The sequence below is a fragment of the Thioalkalicoccus limnaeus genome, from assembly GCF_041197575.1.
GTDB lineage: Bacteria > Pseudomonadota > Gammaproteobacteria > Chromatiales > Chromatiaceae > Thioalkalicoccus > Thioalkalicoccus limnaeus.
The window spans coordinates 83,430-101,068 of sequence record NZ_JBDKXB010000004.1; the positions used below are offsets into that span (position 1 = coordinate 83,430).

The 17,639-nt window shown below is 63.1% G+C and carries 17 protein-coding genes; 12 read left to right on the top strand and 5 right to left on the bottom strand.

From position 1 onward, the window contains the following. The first annotated feature begins 64 nt into the window (after positions 1–64). From ABC977_RS04620 to ABC977_RS04675, 12 genes are all read left to right on the top strand, one after another. A complete protein-coding gene (locus ABC977_RS04620; protein WP_369666069.1) occupies positions 65–304 on the top strand; it encodes a hypothetical protein in 240 nt (79 codons plus the stop codon). Positions 305–436: 132 nt separating this feature from the next. Further along, positions 437–2,551, top strand: a complete 2,115-nt coding sequence (locus tag ABC977_RS04625) for an AAA family ATPase (RefSeq protein WP_369666070.1) — start codon at positions 437–439, stop codon at positions 2,549–2,551. After that, a complete protein-coding gene (locus ABC977_RS04630) occupies positions 2,548–2,841 on the top strand; it encodes a hypothetical protein (protein ID WP_369666071.1) in 294 nt (97 codons plus the stop codon). The genes ABC977_RS04625 and ABC977_RS04630 overlap by 4 nt, the downstream gene beginning before the upstream one ends. A gap of 267 nt (positions 2,842–3,108) precedes the next feature. Continuing rightward, complete coding sequence (locus ABC977_RS04635) at positions 3,109–5,298, top strand: type I restriction-modification system subunit M (protein WP_369666072.1); 2,190 nt, start codon at positions 3,109–3,111, stop codon at positions 5,296–5,298. Then, positions 5,298–6,422, top strand: a complete 1,125-nt coding sequence (locus ABC977_RS04640; protein ID WP_369666073.1) for a restriction endonuclease subunit S — start codon at positions 5,298–5,300, stop codon at positions 6,420–6,422. Before ABC977_RS04635 ends, ABC977_RS04640 begins: the two co-directional genes overlap by 1 nt. Before the next feature lie 180 nt (positions 6,423–6,602). Continuing rightward, a complete protein-coding gene (locus tag ABC977_RS04645) occupies positions 6,603–6,812 on the top strand; it encodes a hypothetical protein (RefSeq protein WP_369666074.1) in 210 nt (69 codons plus the stop codon). Further along, entirely contained in the window at positions 6,799–7,206 is a 408-nt protein-coding gene (locus tag ABC977_RS04650) for a PIN domain-containing protein (protein WP_369666075.1), read from the top strand. Before ABC977_RS04645 ends, ABC977_RS04650 begins: the two co-directional genes overlap by 14 nt. A 7-nt stretch (positions 7,207–7,213) precedes the next feature. Next, positions 7,214–10,270: a type I restriction endonuclease subunit R gene (locus tag ABC977_RS04655; RefSeq protein WP_369666076.1), complete on the top strand. Its 3,057-nt coding sequence runs from the start codon at positions 7,214–7,216 to the stop codon at positions 10,268–10,270. Further along, the gene (locus tag ABC977_RS04660; protein ID WP_369666077.1) at positions 10,267–11,028 is read left to right on the top strand and encodes a M48 family metallopeptidase; all 762 of its coding nucleotides are present in this window, start codon (positions 10,267–10,269) and stop codon (positions 11,026–11,028) included. The genes ABC977_RS04655 and ABC977_RS04660 overlap by 4 nt, the downstream gene beginning before the upstream one ends. Before the next feature lie 203 nt (positions 11,029–11,231). Continuing rightward, entirely contained in the window at positions 11,232–11,531 is a 300-nt protein-coding gene (locus ABC977_RS04665; protein ID WP_369666078.1) for a ribbon-helix-helix domain-containing protein, read from the top strand. Positions 11,532–11,533: 2 nt separating this feature from the next. Then, positions 11,534–11,887, top strand: a complete 354-nt coding sequence (locus ABC977_RS04670) for an HGGxSTG domain-containing protein (RefSeq protein ID WP_369666079.1) — start codon at positions 11,534–11,536, stop codon at positions 11,885–11,887. A gap of 297 nt (positions 11,888–12,184) precedes the next feature. Continuing rightward, positions 12,185–12,598, top strand: coding sequence for a hypothetical protein (locus tag ABC977_RS04675; protein ID WP_369666080.1), 414 nt, complete (start codon positions 12,185–12,187; stop codon positions 12,596–12,598). Between the two features lie 706 nt (positions 12,599–13,304). Here the strand turns inward: ABC977_RS04675 and ABC977_RS04680 are convergent. The 5 genes from ABC977_RS04680 to ABC977_RS04700 form a co-directional block, all read right to left on the bottom strand. Further along, positions 13,305–13,436 (bottom strand): hypothetical protein, encoded by a 132-nt coding sequence (locus ABC977_RS04680; RefSeq protein ID WP_369666081.1) that lies wholly within the window; start codon positions 13,434–13,436, stop codon positions 13,305–13,307. Next, complete coding sequence (locus tag ABC977_RS04685) at positions 13,433–13,693, bottom strand: helix-turn-helix transcriptional regulator (protein ID WP_369666082.1); 261 nt, start codon at positions 13,691–13,693, stop codon at positions 13,433–13,435. Before ABC977_RS04685 ends, ABC977_RS04680 begins: the two co-directional genes overlap by 4 nt. 13 nt (positions 13,694–13,706) lie before the next feature. Further along, entirely contained in the window at positions 13,707–13,904 is a 198-nt protein-coding gene (locus ABC977_RS04690) for a type II toxin-antitoxin system RelE/ParE family toxin (protein WP_439849160.1), read from the bottom strand. Between the two features lie 184 nt (positions 13,905–14,088). Then, positions 14,089–14,607, bottom strand: a complete 519-nt coding sequence (locus ABC977_RS04695; protein WP_369666083.1) for a ferritin — start codon at positions 14,605–14,607, stop codon at positions 14,089–14,091. 644 nt (positions 14,608–15,251) lie between these two features. Beyond that, complete coding sequence (locus ABC977_RS04700) at positions 15,252–17,618, bottom strand: DNA internalization-related competence protein ComEC/Rec2 (RefSeq protein ID WP_369666084.1); 2,367 nt, start codon at positions 17,616–17,618, stop codon at positions 15,252–15,254. Positions 17,619–17,639 lie beyond the last annotated feature (21 nt).

Sequence of the window (17,639 nt, forward strand, 5' to 3'; positions counted from 1 at the left end):
CGCCCGATGATGGCCGCCACTAGCCGCTGCACCCCGCGACGGCGCACTGTTGGAGGTCATCCCCATGCACGCACACACCGCCGCTGTACCCGCTACTGAGCCCCGCACCGCCCGCCGCTTTATCCCGCTCACTCAGTGGAACAACTATCACCCATGGCCGCCGGCTGGGGGGATGCGTCACCTGCGTTTTCATTGCGACTCGAATGGATTCGCCAGCGCATTCGTCAAGGTCGGCAATCGCGTTCTTGTCGACGAAAACGAGTTCTTTCGCTGCGTCGATCGCGCAAATGGCCGGGCAGCGTGAGGGTAGGCAATGGACGCAACCGCAACCAGACCGCCAGACCCTGGACGCGAAAAAGCCCCGGTCGTAGACAGCGACCGGGGCGCAGGGCAGGCACAACAATCAACTGGCGACTTCGATTCTACCACGACGAGCTTGATCGAATTCACCCTATGGCCGGATTGGTTCGCAAAGGCCAGGGCGGGCATGGCCGCGGACTGGGCTGCGATCTGTGAATTGATCAAGAGCGAGCCCGTACGCCCGTCGAAGGACAAATGCCGATTGATCAAGTTGGCCACCTTCGGCGACGCCCGCACCGACAAAGGCAGCCTGAGGCACGACGCAAACGTTATCGTGGTCACGGGCATTGAAGGCGACCACGACGCCGGGGGGATGGCGCCCGAGGCCGCGATCGAGGTCCTGGAGCGGCACCACCTCCGGGCGATGATCTACACAACCTGGTCCCACACGCCGGGCGTGCCCCGCTGGCGCGTTCTGGTCCCGCTGTCACGGCCCGTCGACCCGGATGAGCGGCTGCCCCTCGCCGAGGCGCTGAACGGCCTGCTCGGTGGCTGCCTGGCGCCGGAGAGCGGCGCCCTGAGTCAGTCGTTCTACATCGGCTGGCCGGCTGGCGCTGAGCGCACGACCCTGGTCACGTTCGACGACCCGGATGAAGGGTACTGCCTCGACGAGCTGGACGTATGGCAGCAGTACCGCCGGCCGTTCGGCGCAAAAAAGCCCGATACCTACGAGCCCACAGCCGAGCGCAAGACCCAGGATGACTATCTCGCCGACCTGCTGGCCGGCGACGACGTGCATGGGGCGGCGCTGCGGGTCGTCGGGCGCATGGTGCGCGATGGACTGACCGACGCGACCATCCGCACCGTGTTCGAGGGCCTGGCGCTCAAGGTCCGCGAAACGCGCGGCGCCGAGCGTGCCGCCGAGCTGACCGGCAGCGAACTAGCCCGGATGATCGCGGGCGCGCGATCGAAAGGGTACGCCCAGCCAAATCAGGCCGAGCCAGCCGCCCGCTGGCCACTGATCTGGCTGCCGGACGCCAAACCGCACGTCAGCGACCCGGCGCTGATCCGCGGCTTCTGCAAGCCCGGGGCGATGCTCATCTGCTACGGCGAGAGCAACAGCGGGAAGAGCTTCCATGTCCTTGACCGCGACCTATGCCTTGCGGCTGGCCGCCCGTGGTATGGACGGGAGACCGCTGGCGGATTCGTGCTTTACGTCGCCGCGGAAGGTACCAGATCGATCGAGACCCGCGTCGCGGCCTATCGCGATACCTACCTTCGCGACGCTGGCGCTATCCCTTTTGCGATCTTGCCGGCGGCAATCGATCTGCGTCAGTCCAAGGCCGACACACGGCCGCTGATCGCTTTTGTCCGCCGCATCGAGGACGAGCGCGGCATCAAATGCGTCAAGGTGACTGTGGACACGCTCGCGAGGGCAATGCAGGGCGGCAATGAAAACGCCAGCGAGGACATGGGCGCGGTCATCGGGCACGCTGACCAGATCCGCGCAGAGATCGACTGCGCCTTCGAATTTGTGCATCACGCCGGCAAGGACACGGCCCGAGGTGCGCGCGGGTGGTCCGGTTTGCGGGCAGCGACGGATACGGAAATCGAGGTTGTCGCGCGTGACGGGCTGCATACCGCGACCGTCACCAAACAACGCGACTACGGTAAGGACGGTGAAATGTTCAGTTACCGACTCCGCGTCATCGAGCTGGGCATCGACCCCTATGGGCACCCTGTCACCACATGCGTACCCGAATGGGCGGACACGCCGGACAGGTCGGACCGCAAGCTGACCCGCGCCGAGTCCGCTGTGTTGGCTGCGATGCATGACGTAATGACCGCTACAAGGCGGACGCCACCGTCGTCGTGCTGGGACGCTGCCAGGCCACCGAAGCCCGGACAGTACGCTTGTCCGCTGCCCGAGTTGCGCGAGCATCTACGGCGCTCTGGAGGGGTGTCCGATTCGGCCAAGCCGGACAGCCAGGACAGAGCGATGCGTCGCGCCATTCAATCGCTGCGAGACCGCGGAATCATTGAGGTTTACGACGATTGGGCATGGCTGGCGGACAAGGCGGACAAAGGCGGACAAAACGGTAATTGTCCGCCCGCCAAACCCGGAAGGGGGGCGGACGGACACGGACACCACCCTATAGGGGTGTCCGGGCTGTCCGCCCACCCGGATGGCCACGCTTTTGGTGGAGGTGAAGAGGGTGCCGAGGACGGCATCCTGGAGGGTGCGTTGTGACTGCCAGCGCCATCCTGACCCGTGCTCGCGCTGCTGGTGTCGAACTGTTCGCCAAACCTGACGGCACGCTCGGCTATCGCGGGCCGACGCCTGCGCTGGCTCCCCTACTGCCCGAGCTGAAGGCCCACAAGCCCGACCTACTGCGCCTGCTGGCCGCCCGCCGCTCGTGGCTCATCACCGATGCCGACGGCGAGTCATGGTCCGCGTCGTACTCACCACCCGCGGCGCTGGCCACCGTCCGCGTGTTGTGGCCCGACGCCCAAGCGATCGAGCCCGAGGGCGAATCCTAGCCCGCTCCAGCGCTGGACCCGGGTGACGAGACACGCGAAACCCGCGCGACGATGCGTCCCTACCGCTATCGCCTCGCCGACAGGCCGACCGACTGGCTGGTGTTGATCGCGGCCGGCTGCGATCTCGACGAGGCACGAGAAACGCTGATTCGGCGCTTTGGCTCGGGCCGGCTCCTTGACGTCAGGCCGCAAGAAGCTGGCTAGGGCTGAGACCGCGGACGGAATATAGTAGCGCCTGGAAGCTGATCGATCGTACACGGACACCAGATGAAACTTGACGAACTACTTGACAAGCTCCAGTCTCCCATCGTCGTGCGCCCCACGCGGCGCATGACCCAGGGCGAGCTTGAGAACTACCTGGACAAAGCCGCCGACATCCTGCGCGGCAACGCCGACCACTCCGAGTTTCGCGGCTATGTCTTCGCCCTGCTGTTTTACAAGCGCATCAACGACTGTTTCGAGGAGGAGGTCCGCACTCATGCGGCGAGATTCCGAGCGGCGGGCATCCCGGCTGACCAGGCGCTGAATCTGGCGCGAGACCCAGCGAATCACCATTTCATCGTCCCCGCGGCGGCGGATTGGCAGACGGTCGCGCGCACCGCCAAGGGGCAGCTCGGCCAGGCGCTCAACGACGCGATGCTCGCTATCGAGCGCGCCAACGCCCACCGCCAAAACAACTTCGACGGCATCCTCACCGGCAAGATTGATTTCAACAAACAGGACGAGCTGCCGCGCGACAAGTTGGTCAACCTCATCAACCATATCGGCAGCCAGACCTTCGACCGCGCCCATGTCTCCGACGACCTGTTCGGCAATGCCTACGAGTACCTGATCCGCAACTTCGCCAGCAAGGCCGGCAAGTCGAGCGGCGAGTTCTACACCCCCGCCGAGGTCGGCTTTCTCATGGCCGAGATGCTGGCGCCCAAGCCCGGCATGAGCATCTGCGACTGGTCGAGCGGCTCGGGCGGCCTGCTGCTGCAATGTATCCGCTACGTGAAGAAGCATGGCGGCGACCTACGCCAGCTCTTTCTGCACGGGCAGGAATCCAACGTCGCCACCTACAACATCTCGCGTATCAATATGATCCTGCACGGTGTCCCCGCCTGGGAGCACAGGCAGGGCGACAGTCTGCGCGATCCGCGCCACCTGACCGCCGCGAACCGCCTCAAGCCGTTCGATCGCATCATCGTGAATCCCCCATTCTCGCTGGAGGACTGGGGGTACGATACCGTCGTCTCTGGCGACAAGTTCGGGCGTCTGAGCTTCGGCTTGCCGCCCGCATCCAATGGCGACTGGGCTTGGTTGCAACAGATCGCCAAGTCGCTCAAGGACTACGATCCGGCGACCAATGAGGCTGGTCAGGGCATGGTCGTCATGTCCCAGGGCGTGCTGTTTCGCGGCCAGCCGGAGCAGACCGAGGAAGAGGATGGGCAGAATCAGAAGGCCGATGCGGAATATTTGATCCGGCGCGGCTTCGTCGAGGCCGACCTGATCGAGTGCATCGTGGTGCTGCCATCCAAGCTGTTTTATGGTAATGGCGTTCCCGCCTGTCTGCTGCTGCTCAACAAGCACAAGGCCGCCGAGCGTCAGGGTAAGACCCTGATGATCTGGGCTTCGCGCCATTTCCAGAAGGCCAATCCGCAGAACCTGCTGCGCCCCTCGGATCTGATGCGCATCCTGGTTCCCTGGCGCGCTTTCGGGGATCTGAGCGCGGCCAAGCGGCTTCTGGACAGCCACGCGGCGCAACTGACCCGCGAGGTCGAGGCGCACCGCGACCAGCGGCTGGCCGACATCGAGGACGCCTACGGCCCGGTGCTTGCCCCGCTGAACGATCTGAAGGACGAACAGAGCCGAATCGATGCGCTGGACCTGAAGGTGAAGGCGGTCAACGAGGCGATCGCCCCCGACCACCCCTGGTTCCATCCGCTCGTGCCGCTCAAGGCCGAGGTCGATCGGATTCAGGCCCGGATCGATGCCGCTGGGCACGGCGAGAAGGCCGCAATGAAGGCCCGGCTCGTCCAACCGAAACGCGCGCTCGACGAAGCCCGCAAGCAACTGGTGGCTGCCATCAAAGAGCGCGGCAAGCAGGTTAGCCGAGCGGTGAAGGAGTTGAAAAAGCTAAAGGAAGAGCGCGACGCGCGCGAGCAGGAAATCCGGCTCGCCGCCGAGCGCGAGATCACCCACTTGATCGAGGCAACCGCCGATCTGCGCCGGATGCTCGATGATCCGGACGAGGCGCGGCGCTATTTCGCGGTGGTGGACAGGGCCGAGATCGAGGAGAACGAGTTCAATCTCAATTTGCCGAGGTATGTAGATACGTTTGAGCCGGAGACTGTGGTGACGCTGGATGTTGCAATGACAAATCTGGTCAATACATCGAAGTTCGCCAGCGAAACGCAACGGGCATTACAGCAAATACTCAAAAAACTGGTGTCAACATCGGTGGAGACCAACTGATGCTGACGCACCGCCATGACACCATTATTGGCGACATCCCCAAGGATTGGCAGCCAAAACCACTGAAATCGCTTCTCGAAAAGCAGTTCTCTGGCGATTGGGGTGCGGATGAAGGAGAACAGGCTGTTTCGGTGCTGCGTTCCACCAACTTTACCGACAGCGGAGCACTCGATTTTAGTGATGTTGCCACTCGTTATTTTTCTCCCGAAAAGGCCGCAACCTTTGGACTGAAAAAGGGCGACCTATTGGTTGAGCGTTCCGGCGGCGGTCCCGAACAACCGGTTGGTCGGATTGGTTTTATCACCGAAGATTTGCCAGACGGAACAGTCTCCAACTTCGTTCAGGTTCTGCGGCCTAATCCTGAAAAAGTCGATCCCGACTTTCTGGGCTGGGTGCTGTACGAGCTTCAACGCACGGGCATCATTGAGCGAGTGCAGCAGCAATCCACCCAGATGCGCAATCTCAACTGGCGTGACTATCAGCGGCTGTTGCTTCCTTGGCCAGATATCGACGAACAACGCCGCATCGCCGCCGCGCTGAAGCTGGCCGACGACGCCATCGCCAAGGCCAAGGCCGAGTTGGAGGCTACACGGGAGTTGAAGCGGTCGCTGATGCAGACGCTTTTTGTCTTCGGCATGCCTGGCAGGCATTCAGATTTTCTCGCAACCAAGATTGGCCCGGTTCCGAAAGATTGGAATATCAAGAAACTGGGTGAAATAATTGTTTCTTGTCAGTACGGTCTATCCGAAAGTATGGCTGAGAGCGGTCGTTTTCCGATCCTAAGAATGAACAATATAGATAACGGAATTGTTAATGCCAACGATGTGAAATATATTGATTTAGACGATGCCACCTTCGAGCTATTCCGATTGAGAGCCGGAGATATCCTTTTTAATCGGACAAACAGCATGGAGTACGTTGGGCGCGTTGGAGTCGTGAACGACGACATGGATGCAGTGTTTGCGTCATACCTCGTTCGCTTGGTCGCCGACACCTCTCAGATCGATCCATGGTTTTTGAACTTCTGTATGAATTCGACTCAGGTAAGAAATCGCTACAGGCGGTATGCAACGCCAGCCGTGCAACAGGCAAATATCAACCCGCGAAGCGTTTCCTTCGCTTAGAGATAGCAATGAGCAGCTTGAGATCATCCACCTATTTCGATCAGTTGACGGTTCAATCATCACTTTGAACAGGAAAGTCGAAGCCCTTCAACAGGTCAAAAAATCCCTCCTGCAAAACCTGCTCACCGGCAAGATCCGCCTTCCGCCTGATACGTCGATCTCAAACCATTGACCCGGAGCATGACCATGCAGCCCATCCGCCAGATTTTCGAAGATGCGCCTGACTTTATCCCTGTGCCCGAGGCGCTGCGACATCGTCGCGTGGAGATCATTCTGTGGCCGCTCGATCCAACGCCGAACGAAGCGGACGAGGGCTTGACCGACTATGAGCGCGTCAAGGTGGACAAGATCGAGATCCCATCAAGAGATGAACTCCATGTCCGGCGCTGAGTTCATCGACACCAACATCTGGGTCTACGCCCATCAGGAAACCCCGGACGATCCCCGTTCGGCGCTCGCTTGGGCATTCATTCATCGCGAGGCGGACATCGTCATCAGCGCCCAAGTCGTGGCCGAGTATTTCAATGTCATGCGGCGCAAAGACGAAGAGGAACGGATTGAACGCAATATCGTGCGCATGCTGAGACGCTGCCGGGTGCAGCCGCTCGACAGTGCTGTCATCCGAGGCACGCTCGCCATCCGCCAGCGTTACGGATTCTCGATCTGGGACAGCCAAATCGTCGCCGCCGCGCTGGAGGCCGGCTGCCGGACGCTCTACACCGAGGACTTGCAGCACGGCCAGGTGATCGAAACCCTTACGATCATCGATCCCTTCCAAGGATGAGCCGGACATGCCCGAAACCACCTGGAACGCGCCCCATCGTGTCGAAAAGCCCTCGACACCCTATGACGTCATCCGGCTCTTCAACGAAGAAACCACCGTCGAGCGGGAGATCATCGAGAACCTATGCGCGCCGGCACTGGGCTGGACCTACCGCTCCCGCGAGCAGTTGACGGCGCTGCGCTCGGACGAGCGCGAGGTGCTGTTGCTGCCCCTGCTGCGGGACAAGCTGATACAGCTCAATCCGACCATCCTGACCGACGCGGCACGGGCCGACGCCATCATGACGAAGCTGCGCGCCTGCCGCGACAATGCGCAATGGCTCGCCTGGCTGAAGAACGGCGTCAACTATCAGTTCGATCCGTCCGAAAAGGCCCAGGACGTGCGGCTGATCGACTTCGACGACCTCGAGGCAAACGACTGGTGCGTAACCAACCAGTTCCCGGTCGAGGGCAACTCGCCCCGCCGGCCGGACTTGGTGCTCTTCATCAACGGCATCCCCATCATCGTCATCGAGGCCAAGACCGCGAGCCGCCAACAGCCCGATTGGCGCGAAGGGGCCAAGCAGCTTGGCCTGTATGCCGACGAGATCGACCAGCTCTTCTACACCAACGCCTATGGGGTCGGCGTGAACGAGACCCGCATGATGTACGGCATCCCAGGCCGGCGCTTGCAATTCTGGCTGCAATGGCGCGATCCCTGGCCGCACGCGATCGACGAATTCGACGAGATGAAGGTCTCGCTCTACGGCTTATTCGACCGCACCAACCTGCTCGATTTCATCCGCCACTTCATCCTCTTCGTCACCAGGGACGGCCAGACCGAGAAGGTCGTGGCGCGCTATCAGCAGTATCTGGCGGCGCGGGACATCCTCGGCCGCGCCATCGCCTTGAGCTTGCCGCCCGAACAACGGCGTGGCCTGGTCTGGCACACCCAAGGGTCCGGCAAGACCTTGACCATGATCTTCGCTGCCCGCTGCCTGTGGGAAGACAAGACGCTCGGCCAGCCGACCGTGATCCTGCTGGTGGATCGCGAGCAGCTCGGCAGTCAGATGGACCGCGAGCTGATGGCCACCGGCACCGAAAACGTGCATGTCGCCGCCAGCAAGCGAGACCTGGAGGCGAAGCTCGCGGGCGACTATCGCGGCGTGATCCTCACCACGGTGCATCTGTTCGAGGGGATGCCGAAACGGATCACCAAAGGACGTCAGAACGTCATCATCATGGCCGACGAGGCGCACCGCACCCAAGAGCGGGATCTGGGCACCTATATGCGCGCCGCCGTGGAAGGCGCCGCGCTGTTCGGCTTCACCGGTACGCCGATCGAAAAGGACGACCACAACACCCCGAGGACGTGGGGCCGGATCAAGGACGACGGGACGATCGAGCGCTACATGGGACGCCCTTATACCGTGACCGACGCATTGCGCGACGAGGTGGTGAGGCCCATCCACTGGCAACCGCGCAAAACCGATTGGCAGCTCTACGGGGCCAAGCTGGATGCGGCGTTCAAGCGCGAGTTCGGCCAGCTGGACGAGGCCGAGCAGAACAAGCTGGTGAGCGGCTCATCCACTCTGGACATCCTGCTGAAACTGCCCAAGCGGATCGCGCAGATCGCCGACGACGCCGTGGAGCATTTCAACGTGCATGTCCGCCCCAACGGCTTCAAGGCCATGCTGGTCTGCAAGGACAAAGAGGCTGTCAGGCTCTATACCGAAGCCTTGCGGGCGCGACTGGGCGACGAGACAGTCATGGCCGTCATCTCCGAGCAGCCCAAAGACGACCCAGACGCGATCAAGGCGCTCTATCTTGGCGAGACCAAGCGCAAGCAGCTACTGAACGAGTTTCTGATCCCCGCCCAGTCCGAGCGACCCGAGCACCAGGATAAGCCGTATCGCCAGGTGGAGGTACTGGTCGTCTGCGACATGCTGCTGACAGGCTTCGACGCCCCCATCTTGCAAGCGCTCTATCTCGACAAGAAGTTGCGCGATCATAGCCTGCTGCAAACCATCGCGCGGGTGAATCGCCCCTATAACGAGCTGAAAGGGCATGGCCTGATCATCGACTACTACGGCATCTTCGACCACCTGAACGAGGCGCTGAACTATCGTCCGGACGAGCTGGCTGACATCGCGTTTCCCTTCGACCGCCTCCGCGAGCACTTCCGCAGCCAGTTCGAGGCCCTCTGGGCGCTCTTTCCAGTGGACAGGGTCTCGCGCGACGGCACGCATGGGGCCTTCATCGCCGCGATGCAGATCCTGCGCGACGAGGAAAGCGCGGAAAAGCAGTTCGACACCGGCTATCGCAACCTGCGCGTGCTCTATGAGGCGCTCCAACCGGACGAGCAGCTCCGGGACTACGTGCGCCCCTATGCCTGGCTGACCAAGCTCTACATGCTGTATCGCAAGAAATTCTATCCCGACCGCGCACTCGCGGTGACAGCAGAAGATGCCGCTCGCACCAGGGAGCTGATTCGCAAGCATCTCGACGTGGAAGAACTGGAACGCGACTTCCCCACCTACGCCCTGGACGAGCATTTCCTGACCAAGCTCAAGGACCAGAAACCGGAGGCCAAGGCCCTCGAGATCGAGGCCATGCTAAGCGCGGAGCTGCGCATCCGGATGGATCAGGACGAGCAATTCCGGCCGCTGTCAGAAGCCTTGCAACGCCTGATCGACCAGAAGCGCGCGGGCACGCTGGCGGGAATTGCCCTGATCGAGGAATTGGAGACCCTCGCAGAGGCCGTTCGGGCCGCCGTGGACGAGGCCAATCGACCGATCGCGCAACAGTTGGCGCTCAAGATCAAGGCCCGCAATGCCGCACTCACCGACATCCAGGCCGCCGAGGTGGCCGCCGCGGTGCTGGGCGTGGCGGACCAGCATTGTTTCGCCGGCTGGTGGAACACAAGCGCTGCCGACCCGGAGCTGTCCCAGGCGCTACTGGTCATGATCGCGCAACGCTTTGCGTCGTTGGGCCTGTTGGCGGACGGTGCGATGGGGTTCATCGGAACACTGGTGCAACTGCTCAAGCGCAAGCACTACAAGCCGGGCACTCAGGCCACCGAATGAGTCAGACCGCCTATCTCGACCTACCCGACGGGCGACGGCTCGATTACGAGATCCGTCCCTCGCCCAGGGCCAAGAACCTACGTCTGAAGATCAGCGCGCGCGATGGGCTGGTGGTGATCGCGCCCAACGGGGCGCAGCCTGAGCGCGTGATGGAGCTGGTGAAGAGCCGGACCGACTGGATCAGCGAGCGCTTGAGCCAGTTCGACAACGTGCGTCATCTGATCCATGAGGCCAAGCCGGTCCGTCCCCAGGCGTTCGACCTGCCTGCGCTCGCCGAGACCTGGCGGGTCGAGTATAAGAAGACGCGCGCCAGGACGGTTGGGGCGCGGACCGAGCGACCCGGTCGCATCCTAGTGCAAGGCGCTGTCGAAGAGACCGAGGCATGTCAGGCTGCATTGCGCCGCTGGCTGGCACGGCATGCGCGGGAAGCGTTCGAACCGTGGATTGCCGATATCGCACAACAGACGAGGCTGCGTTACACCGGCCTATCGGTCAAGAGCCAGCGCACCCGTTGGGGTAGTTGCACTTCAAAGGGTCAAGTCAGCCTGAATTGCAAACTGCTGTTCCTGCCAAGGGATCAGGTGCGCTATGTGATCATCCACGAGCTATGCCATACTCTGGAACGCAATCACTCAATCCGGTTCTGGAACCATCTTCGCCAATTCGAGCCCCAAACCGATGCGCTGCATGGCAAGATGCGGGATGCGTGGAAGCTTATCCCACCATGGGCGCGAAGAGGCGCAATGCAAGAAATCTAAATCGTGCATAACGCTTCATTTGCTGGCGACCAGGCTAAGCCGGTTTCGCCGGGTAATGTCTGTCGCCTGATCATTTCCAACTTGCCGCAATCGAACATAGAGAGACCTGCGCCGTGCGATAGTATTTCATGCAGTACACACCCACTCGATTGTCGACGCACCTGTATGTGCAGATTTTACCCTGTCCCGATGAGCGAATAATCATGACTCGCGCAGCACGACAAGCCCGATGGCGAGCGCGGGATAGCAAGCATCTCGTCCAGGTGCGACTGACGCCAGAAGCCGTTGAACGACTCGACAAGCTCGTCCAGCGCGCTGGGGTCAGCGGCCGAGCTGAGCTGATCGAACGGCTGTTGATGGCCGATGCAGGCCCGAGTCCGGGTTGGGTTCAAAACGAGTCTGTCCGATTGGCGCGAAGCTGGTTTCGCGCAACCGGCGAACGATTCTTCACGATGGGCGACGAATCGTACACCTACGAAGTCGGCGCATACCCGAGACGCTGAGCATGGCAGGACGAAGGCGCACCCGCCCACGTTGCGGCGCACGGACGCGCCGCGGGACACCCTGCCAGTGCGCAGCCCTGCCCAACGGCCGCTGCAAGTTTCACGGTGGGTTGTCCACCGGCCCGCGCACCGAGGAGGGCCGGCGCCAGTCCGCGCGGAACCTCGATCGCGCACGCGAGGCATTGGCCCGGCCCGAGCTCGCCGAGCTTCGATCCGAGGCATCGCGCAAGGGATGGGTGACGCGAAGGATCAACAAGCGGCGCGAGCAGCTGCGGCGCATGGCTGCCGCCAACGTCCCGATGGCCCGCGAACTCCTCGACCACCTCGATGCCGTGATCCCACCCGCTGCGCGTTGAGCCCATGCCGCGCGCACACACGGAACCGTAGGGTTTTCTAGCGTTTCCCAGCGCCGCCGGCGCCGCGCCGAGTGTTACGCGTAACGCGTAACGCGTCACCGAGCACGCCGAGCCTGAACTGATCGAGGCCATGGACCGCGGCGACGTGGCCATCAGCACGGCGCGAGATCCAGCGCCAACACCCGCGACACATAGGCGTATGTCTATGGAGTCGAGCCGACCCATAACCTGAACCCCTTCCCGCACCCCGTCACGTCACGCATAATCGCGGTACCCCAATTACCGTAACGTGACGCCATGACCGAGACCACCGAACCCAAGACCCGCGGGCGACCGCCGACGGGCCGAGCGGTGACCGCCGCCGAGCGACAGGCCCGCTACCGGGACCGTCAACGTGCGAAGCTCGCCCAGGCCCAGGCCCAGGCCACCGGACCCGAGGCCGACGAACTGCGCCGAGCAATTGAACTGGCCCAAGCCGAGATCGCCCGCCTGAACGCCGAGGGCGATCGCCTCGCGCTGAAGGTGGATCAGCTTCAGCGCGCCTTGGCTGCCAAGGAGAACGCCCACGCTCGCACCGCGAAGATCGCCGACAAGGTTGTCACCGAGCGCGACGCCATGCGCGACCGGATCGCCGAGCAGGACAGGCAGATTGCGGCGCTACAGGCCGAGCTGGCGCGCTACCGTCCACAGGTACACGCGACGGGACAATAGGCGAAACCTCTTGGCATGGCCTTGCATGTCGGGCATGGCGCCGATCGAGCGATAGGCGAGTGACGCACCCCGCAGGCCATGCCCGATCGTTCGATCCGATCAATCGACTGGCCCACCACGCGCCTACCCCCAGCGCCGGCGAGTGATCCGGCCGCCACCCCGGTAAGAAATTACCGCCAGCGCTGGTGCGTGATCCGCCCGCCCGCGCACAGATACCCCGAGGCCCAGACACCGCGTCGGCACCCTGCCCGTGACGCGGCCGTGACGTGACGGATCGGCGAGGCACCGGCCGGCACTCGATGACGAGTACCAAGGGCGCCCGTTCGTCGCCTCGATGGATGGGGTACCTGTGTCGCGACGAAGGCCCCCGACGCCCGCTACAGCGCCACCTGGCGGCTGTTCCCGTGGCGCACTGGTGGCGCACTCGCTCGCAAAAAAGGCCGGTTTTCCACAACAGGCCACAACACACGGATATGGCCAAGCGCTTGATTATGCTGCGATCTGGTGTTGTGGGTTGTTGCGGGGTTTTGGTTTCATGGGACTGTTAATCACTAGGTCGGCGGTTCGAGCCCGTCCCGGGGAGCCAAACAAAGCAAGGGCTTAGCTCAAAAGGCTAGGCCCTTTTTCTTTGCTCGAATGGTCGCCGCCCCCGTTTGGCGAGGGCCTACCCCAGATTGCCGCTTGGTCGTTACGGCGTCACGGCGGATCATCGGTCGCGCCGATCAGGCGCGCCCTGCGTGTTGCGGGCTTTACCGATCGCACGATAGGCTTGCCGAATCCCTTCGAGCCGCGCGGCTTGTTCCTCGGGGGTCGGGATCGCGCTCTTCCAATACTTCATGCTGCGTGTTGGGTGAAAGGCGCGATCCGGTCCAGCGCATCGCCCAGGCGCGCCCGCGCCTTTGCCACGTCACAGTCAGCCTGTAACCCGATCCAGAACCCATCGCTCATCCCGAAGAAACGCGATAGGCGCAGTCCGGTATCCGCCGTGATGGACCGTCTACCGGCCAGGATCTCCCCCGGTGGCACAGGCAACAGGTCGCCCTCGGCAACATCGGAAAAGTCGCACGCGTGCAAGGATTCAACGGCAATACTCATGGCGGTTTGCCCCTCAGTGATAGTCAAGGATCTCGACCCCCCAGGCGTGCCCGTCGCGCCATTCAAAGCACACCCGCCACTGATCATTGACGCGGATGCTGTGCTGGCCTTCCCGATCGCCGGCCAACAGCTCTAGTTCGCGCAAATCAACGAGCGGGACGGTTTCTGCGTGGTCGGTAGCCAGCCCGAACCGAACGTCCGGTGCAGCCAGGCGGGATGAGCGACAGGCAGCAGATCAGTCTTTGCGCTTGGGACAATCTTTACAGTGCTTGCCCTCTTTGTACTTCTTGCAACATTTGTCCTTCTTCTTTTTTGCCATCAGGGTGGTTTTCGCGCGGTTGGGCCGGGGTGGGTGTCGTTCATCGTGTCCGTGATGTCATCAGGCGAAGACCCGGTCAGGCGACCGCCTCCTCCTGCCCCATCGTCTTCGCAGCGGCGGCGAGCTCGTTGTCGATCATTAGCAAGGCTTCGCCGCGGTCGCCGAACAGGCGCAGCCGACCGAGGATGTCGTTGACGGTGGCCTCTTCTTCGATCTGCTCGGTGACGAACCATTGCATGACGATGTTGGTGGCATGGTCCTTTTCGCTGAGCGCGTGGTCGACGATGTCGTTGATGGCGGCGGTGACCTCCTGTTCGTGCGCCAGGGTGCGCTCGAACATGGCCAGAACTGAGCCGGCCTGTGATGGTGGTGCGCCGATCGCGCCGTGGGTGACCTTGGCGTTCTGGTCGAGCAGGTAACGCACCATCTTCAGCCCGTGGGCCATCTCCTCGTTGTGCTTCGCCAGGAACCAGGCCGCGGTGCCGCGCAGATTTGCCGCGTCGGCCTCGGTCGAGAGGGCGAGATATAGATAGGCCGAGTAGAACTCGCGGTTGATCTGGTCGCTGATCTTGGCGGCCATCGCAGTGGAAATCATAACGGAGACCTCGGAGTTGTGAAGCAGAAAGGTCTGAAAGCGATCCGGTCGGCAATCCCCGCGCCAAAGTGAGTGCAAACGACCATTGATGCCAAGGTTGAACGTTTCGGGGCCGATTACAACCCCGATCCCGTGACGGGAGCGGTCCGGCGGGTGTCGACGGGCCCCGGGGCAAGGAGCTTGGTCGCGTCGCGGGAGCTTGCCGTTGGGGACTGCAACCGACGCGGGGTGGCTGGTTTGCCTTTCGTGTTCAGTGACCGGTCGGTAGCCGTCACCGGACGTTCTGTCGGATTTGGCCGCGTCAAGTAGTCATAAGACCATTGGGGTCGTGCGGAAATCGGTCGAAAGGCCTGAAGCGTGGCACATGCAGAACCTCCCAAAAAGGCCGTCGATGCGCGAAGTCGTCTCCATCCGTTAAGCCAGTCAGCATCTTTTGCGTTACCTGGAGCGGGTCGAGCGGCCCGCCGCCATGCGCGCCGCGGTCGCGGACCTCGATTGTGGCGAACAAGTCCGTCGGGGGCAGGTCTTTTCCGACGGGGGAAAATACCAACAAAGCACCCGCACCTTACTCGGCCTGATTGATCCAGCGCTCGAGCGCGTGGTCGAGCGGATGGAGCGCTCTTGCCGAGGCTGACGGATCCTCGCTACTGGGATGCGCCCGGTCGATGGGTCCACAGGCGGGCCGAGTCGGATCGGTAGAGCCACGGGCCTTCGACTTCGCCGTTGGCACCCATGCGGAAATGGATTGCCCCGGACCGACTGGTGTCGAGCTCGGCGGCGCCGATGGCGGCGACCCGTTCGCGCACGGCGGTGGCTGGGAAACCATAGCGGTTAGCGAAACCGGTAGCGTAGAGGACATAGCGCGGCGCGACAGCGTCGAGAAAAGGGGCGGTCGAGGAGGTGTCGGAGCCGTGATGACCGGCAATCAACACCGTGCTGCGCAGGGCCTCGCCGTGGTATGCAACGAGCCTTTGCTCGGCGCGCCGCTCGATGTCGCCGGTCAGCAGCATACTGCTGGCGCCGGCCTCGATCCGCAGAACACAAGAGGCGTCGTTGGCGCGGTACTCGGGTCCCTCCGGATGCAGTATTGCAAACTGGACGCCGTCCCAATTCCAGGTCATGCCCGCCTGGCAAAGCTCGGCTGTGAGGTCTGGCAGTCGGTGGGGCTCGCCGCTCTTGACCCAGCCGATCGGCAGCGCGCCGATGAGCCCCGGCAGCCCCCCGGCGTGGTCATTGTCGCCGTGGCTGATGATCAACCCATCGATTTGCTGGACCTCGGCGTGGCGCAGATAGGGTCGAACGACCGCGGAGCCAGTGTTGAAGCCGCTCGGAAAACCGGGTCCGACATCGTAGACCAGGGTGTGCTGGTGAGTCCGCACGACGATCGCCAAGCCTTGCCCGACATCCAATAGGGTCAGCCAGACCGAACCAGGCGCCGGAGCCGGTGGCCGCACCAGCAGCAATGGCAGCAGCCATATGACACCGAGCGCCCGGCCCGGCAGCCCACGCGGGGCTAGGAGCAGGCCGACCCCAGCGCCGGCGGCCAGCCAGACCCACGTCGGGCGATGGCCGGCGGCGGTCGCGGCCCAGCGGTGCTCGGCGGCGTGTTCCAGCCAGGCAAAGCACCACCCCAATAGCTCCGCGACCCAAGTCAGTGGCCACGCCAGCGGCGGGATCAGGCTCAGTAGCGATGCGAGCAGAATCACCGGCAGCAATGCCGTGAAGATTGGCACGGCGACCAGGTTCACGGCGGGCGCGATCAAGGATGCGCGCCCGAAGAACAGCAACAAGAGCGGCAAGAGCCCCAAAGCGACCGCCCATTGTGCTTGCCCCCAGCGCTGCCAGAGTCCCCGTACACCGTGGCGCTGGCCGAGGGCGAAGAGGAGGATGGCTACCGCGACGAAGGACAACCAGAACCCGAACGAGAGTACGGCGCCGGGGTCGAGCAGCAGGACTCCGACCAAGGCCAGCGTCAAGCCGCTGAAAGGGCGCAATGTGCGTCCCAGTACCAGGGCGCCGAGCACGACGGCGAGCATGATCAGCGCCCGCTGTGTCGAGACGGCAAAGCCTGCCAGCGCGCTGTAGCCGATCCCGGCCAGCAGGGCGAAGCCGGCCGCGGCGCGAGGCGCGGCGAGCCGTTGAACAAGATAGCTGCTGCGCGACCACAGCCCGCGCCCGACGACAAAGACGAATCCGGCGACCAAGCCCACATGTAACCCGGAGATCGCGATCAGATGATTGGTTCCGGTCAGGGTCAGAACTTCCCACTGGTCATTGGTCAGTCCGCCGCGCTCGCCGATCACCAATGCCTGCACGAGGGCGCGTGTGGCGGTGTCAGGCAGTTGGCGCTCCAAGTGGTCGCGCAGTGCCTGGCGAAAGCGCGTCATCGCGAACCGCGCGCCGGCGGGGCCGAGGCGTTCGTTGGTGGCGCCGTCGCGGACGTAGCCGGTGGCCTTGATTCGCTGACTGAACAGCCAGCGTTCATAATCGAAGCCGCCGGGGTTGGCGTAGCCATGGGGTGGGGTCAGGCGCGCCTGCAGCCGCCAGCGGTCACCGGCGCGCAGCGGCGGCGCGTTGCGATACCAACTCAACCTGACCAGCCCTGTAAACTCGAGCCGGTCGAGCGTCTCGGGCGCGTCATCGACGCGGAACAAGAAACGGCGGGCGAGGTCTCTATCGGTCGGAACCGAGACGATGACCCCCTCGATGACCAAATCGGTGCGGCCGTTGTTGGGCGGTAGAGGTTGACACAGCACAGGGCAGGTGTGGAGGTAGGCGTACAGGAACCCGAGTGCGGCCAATGCCACGGGTCGCAGGACGGGCCAACGCCAGGTCGCCAGTGCGAGAAACACCGCCGCGCCGATGGCGGCAACGAGCGGGGCAAGGGTCGTCTGAAGATAGAAGAGGCAAATGCCGACGGCCCAGGCGAGGCCGTCGTGAGTCAGCGGCCGAGCCCGATCGTCCGGCGTGCCGTCAGTGCGCCGGGGGTCGGCAGGGGTTGGTGTATCCATTCAGACGGGTCCCTCCGTCCG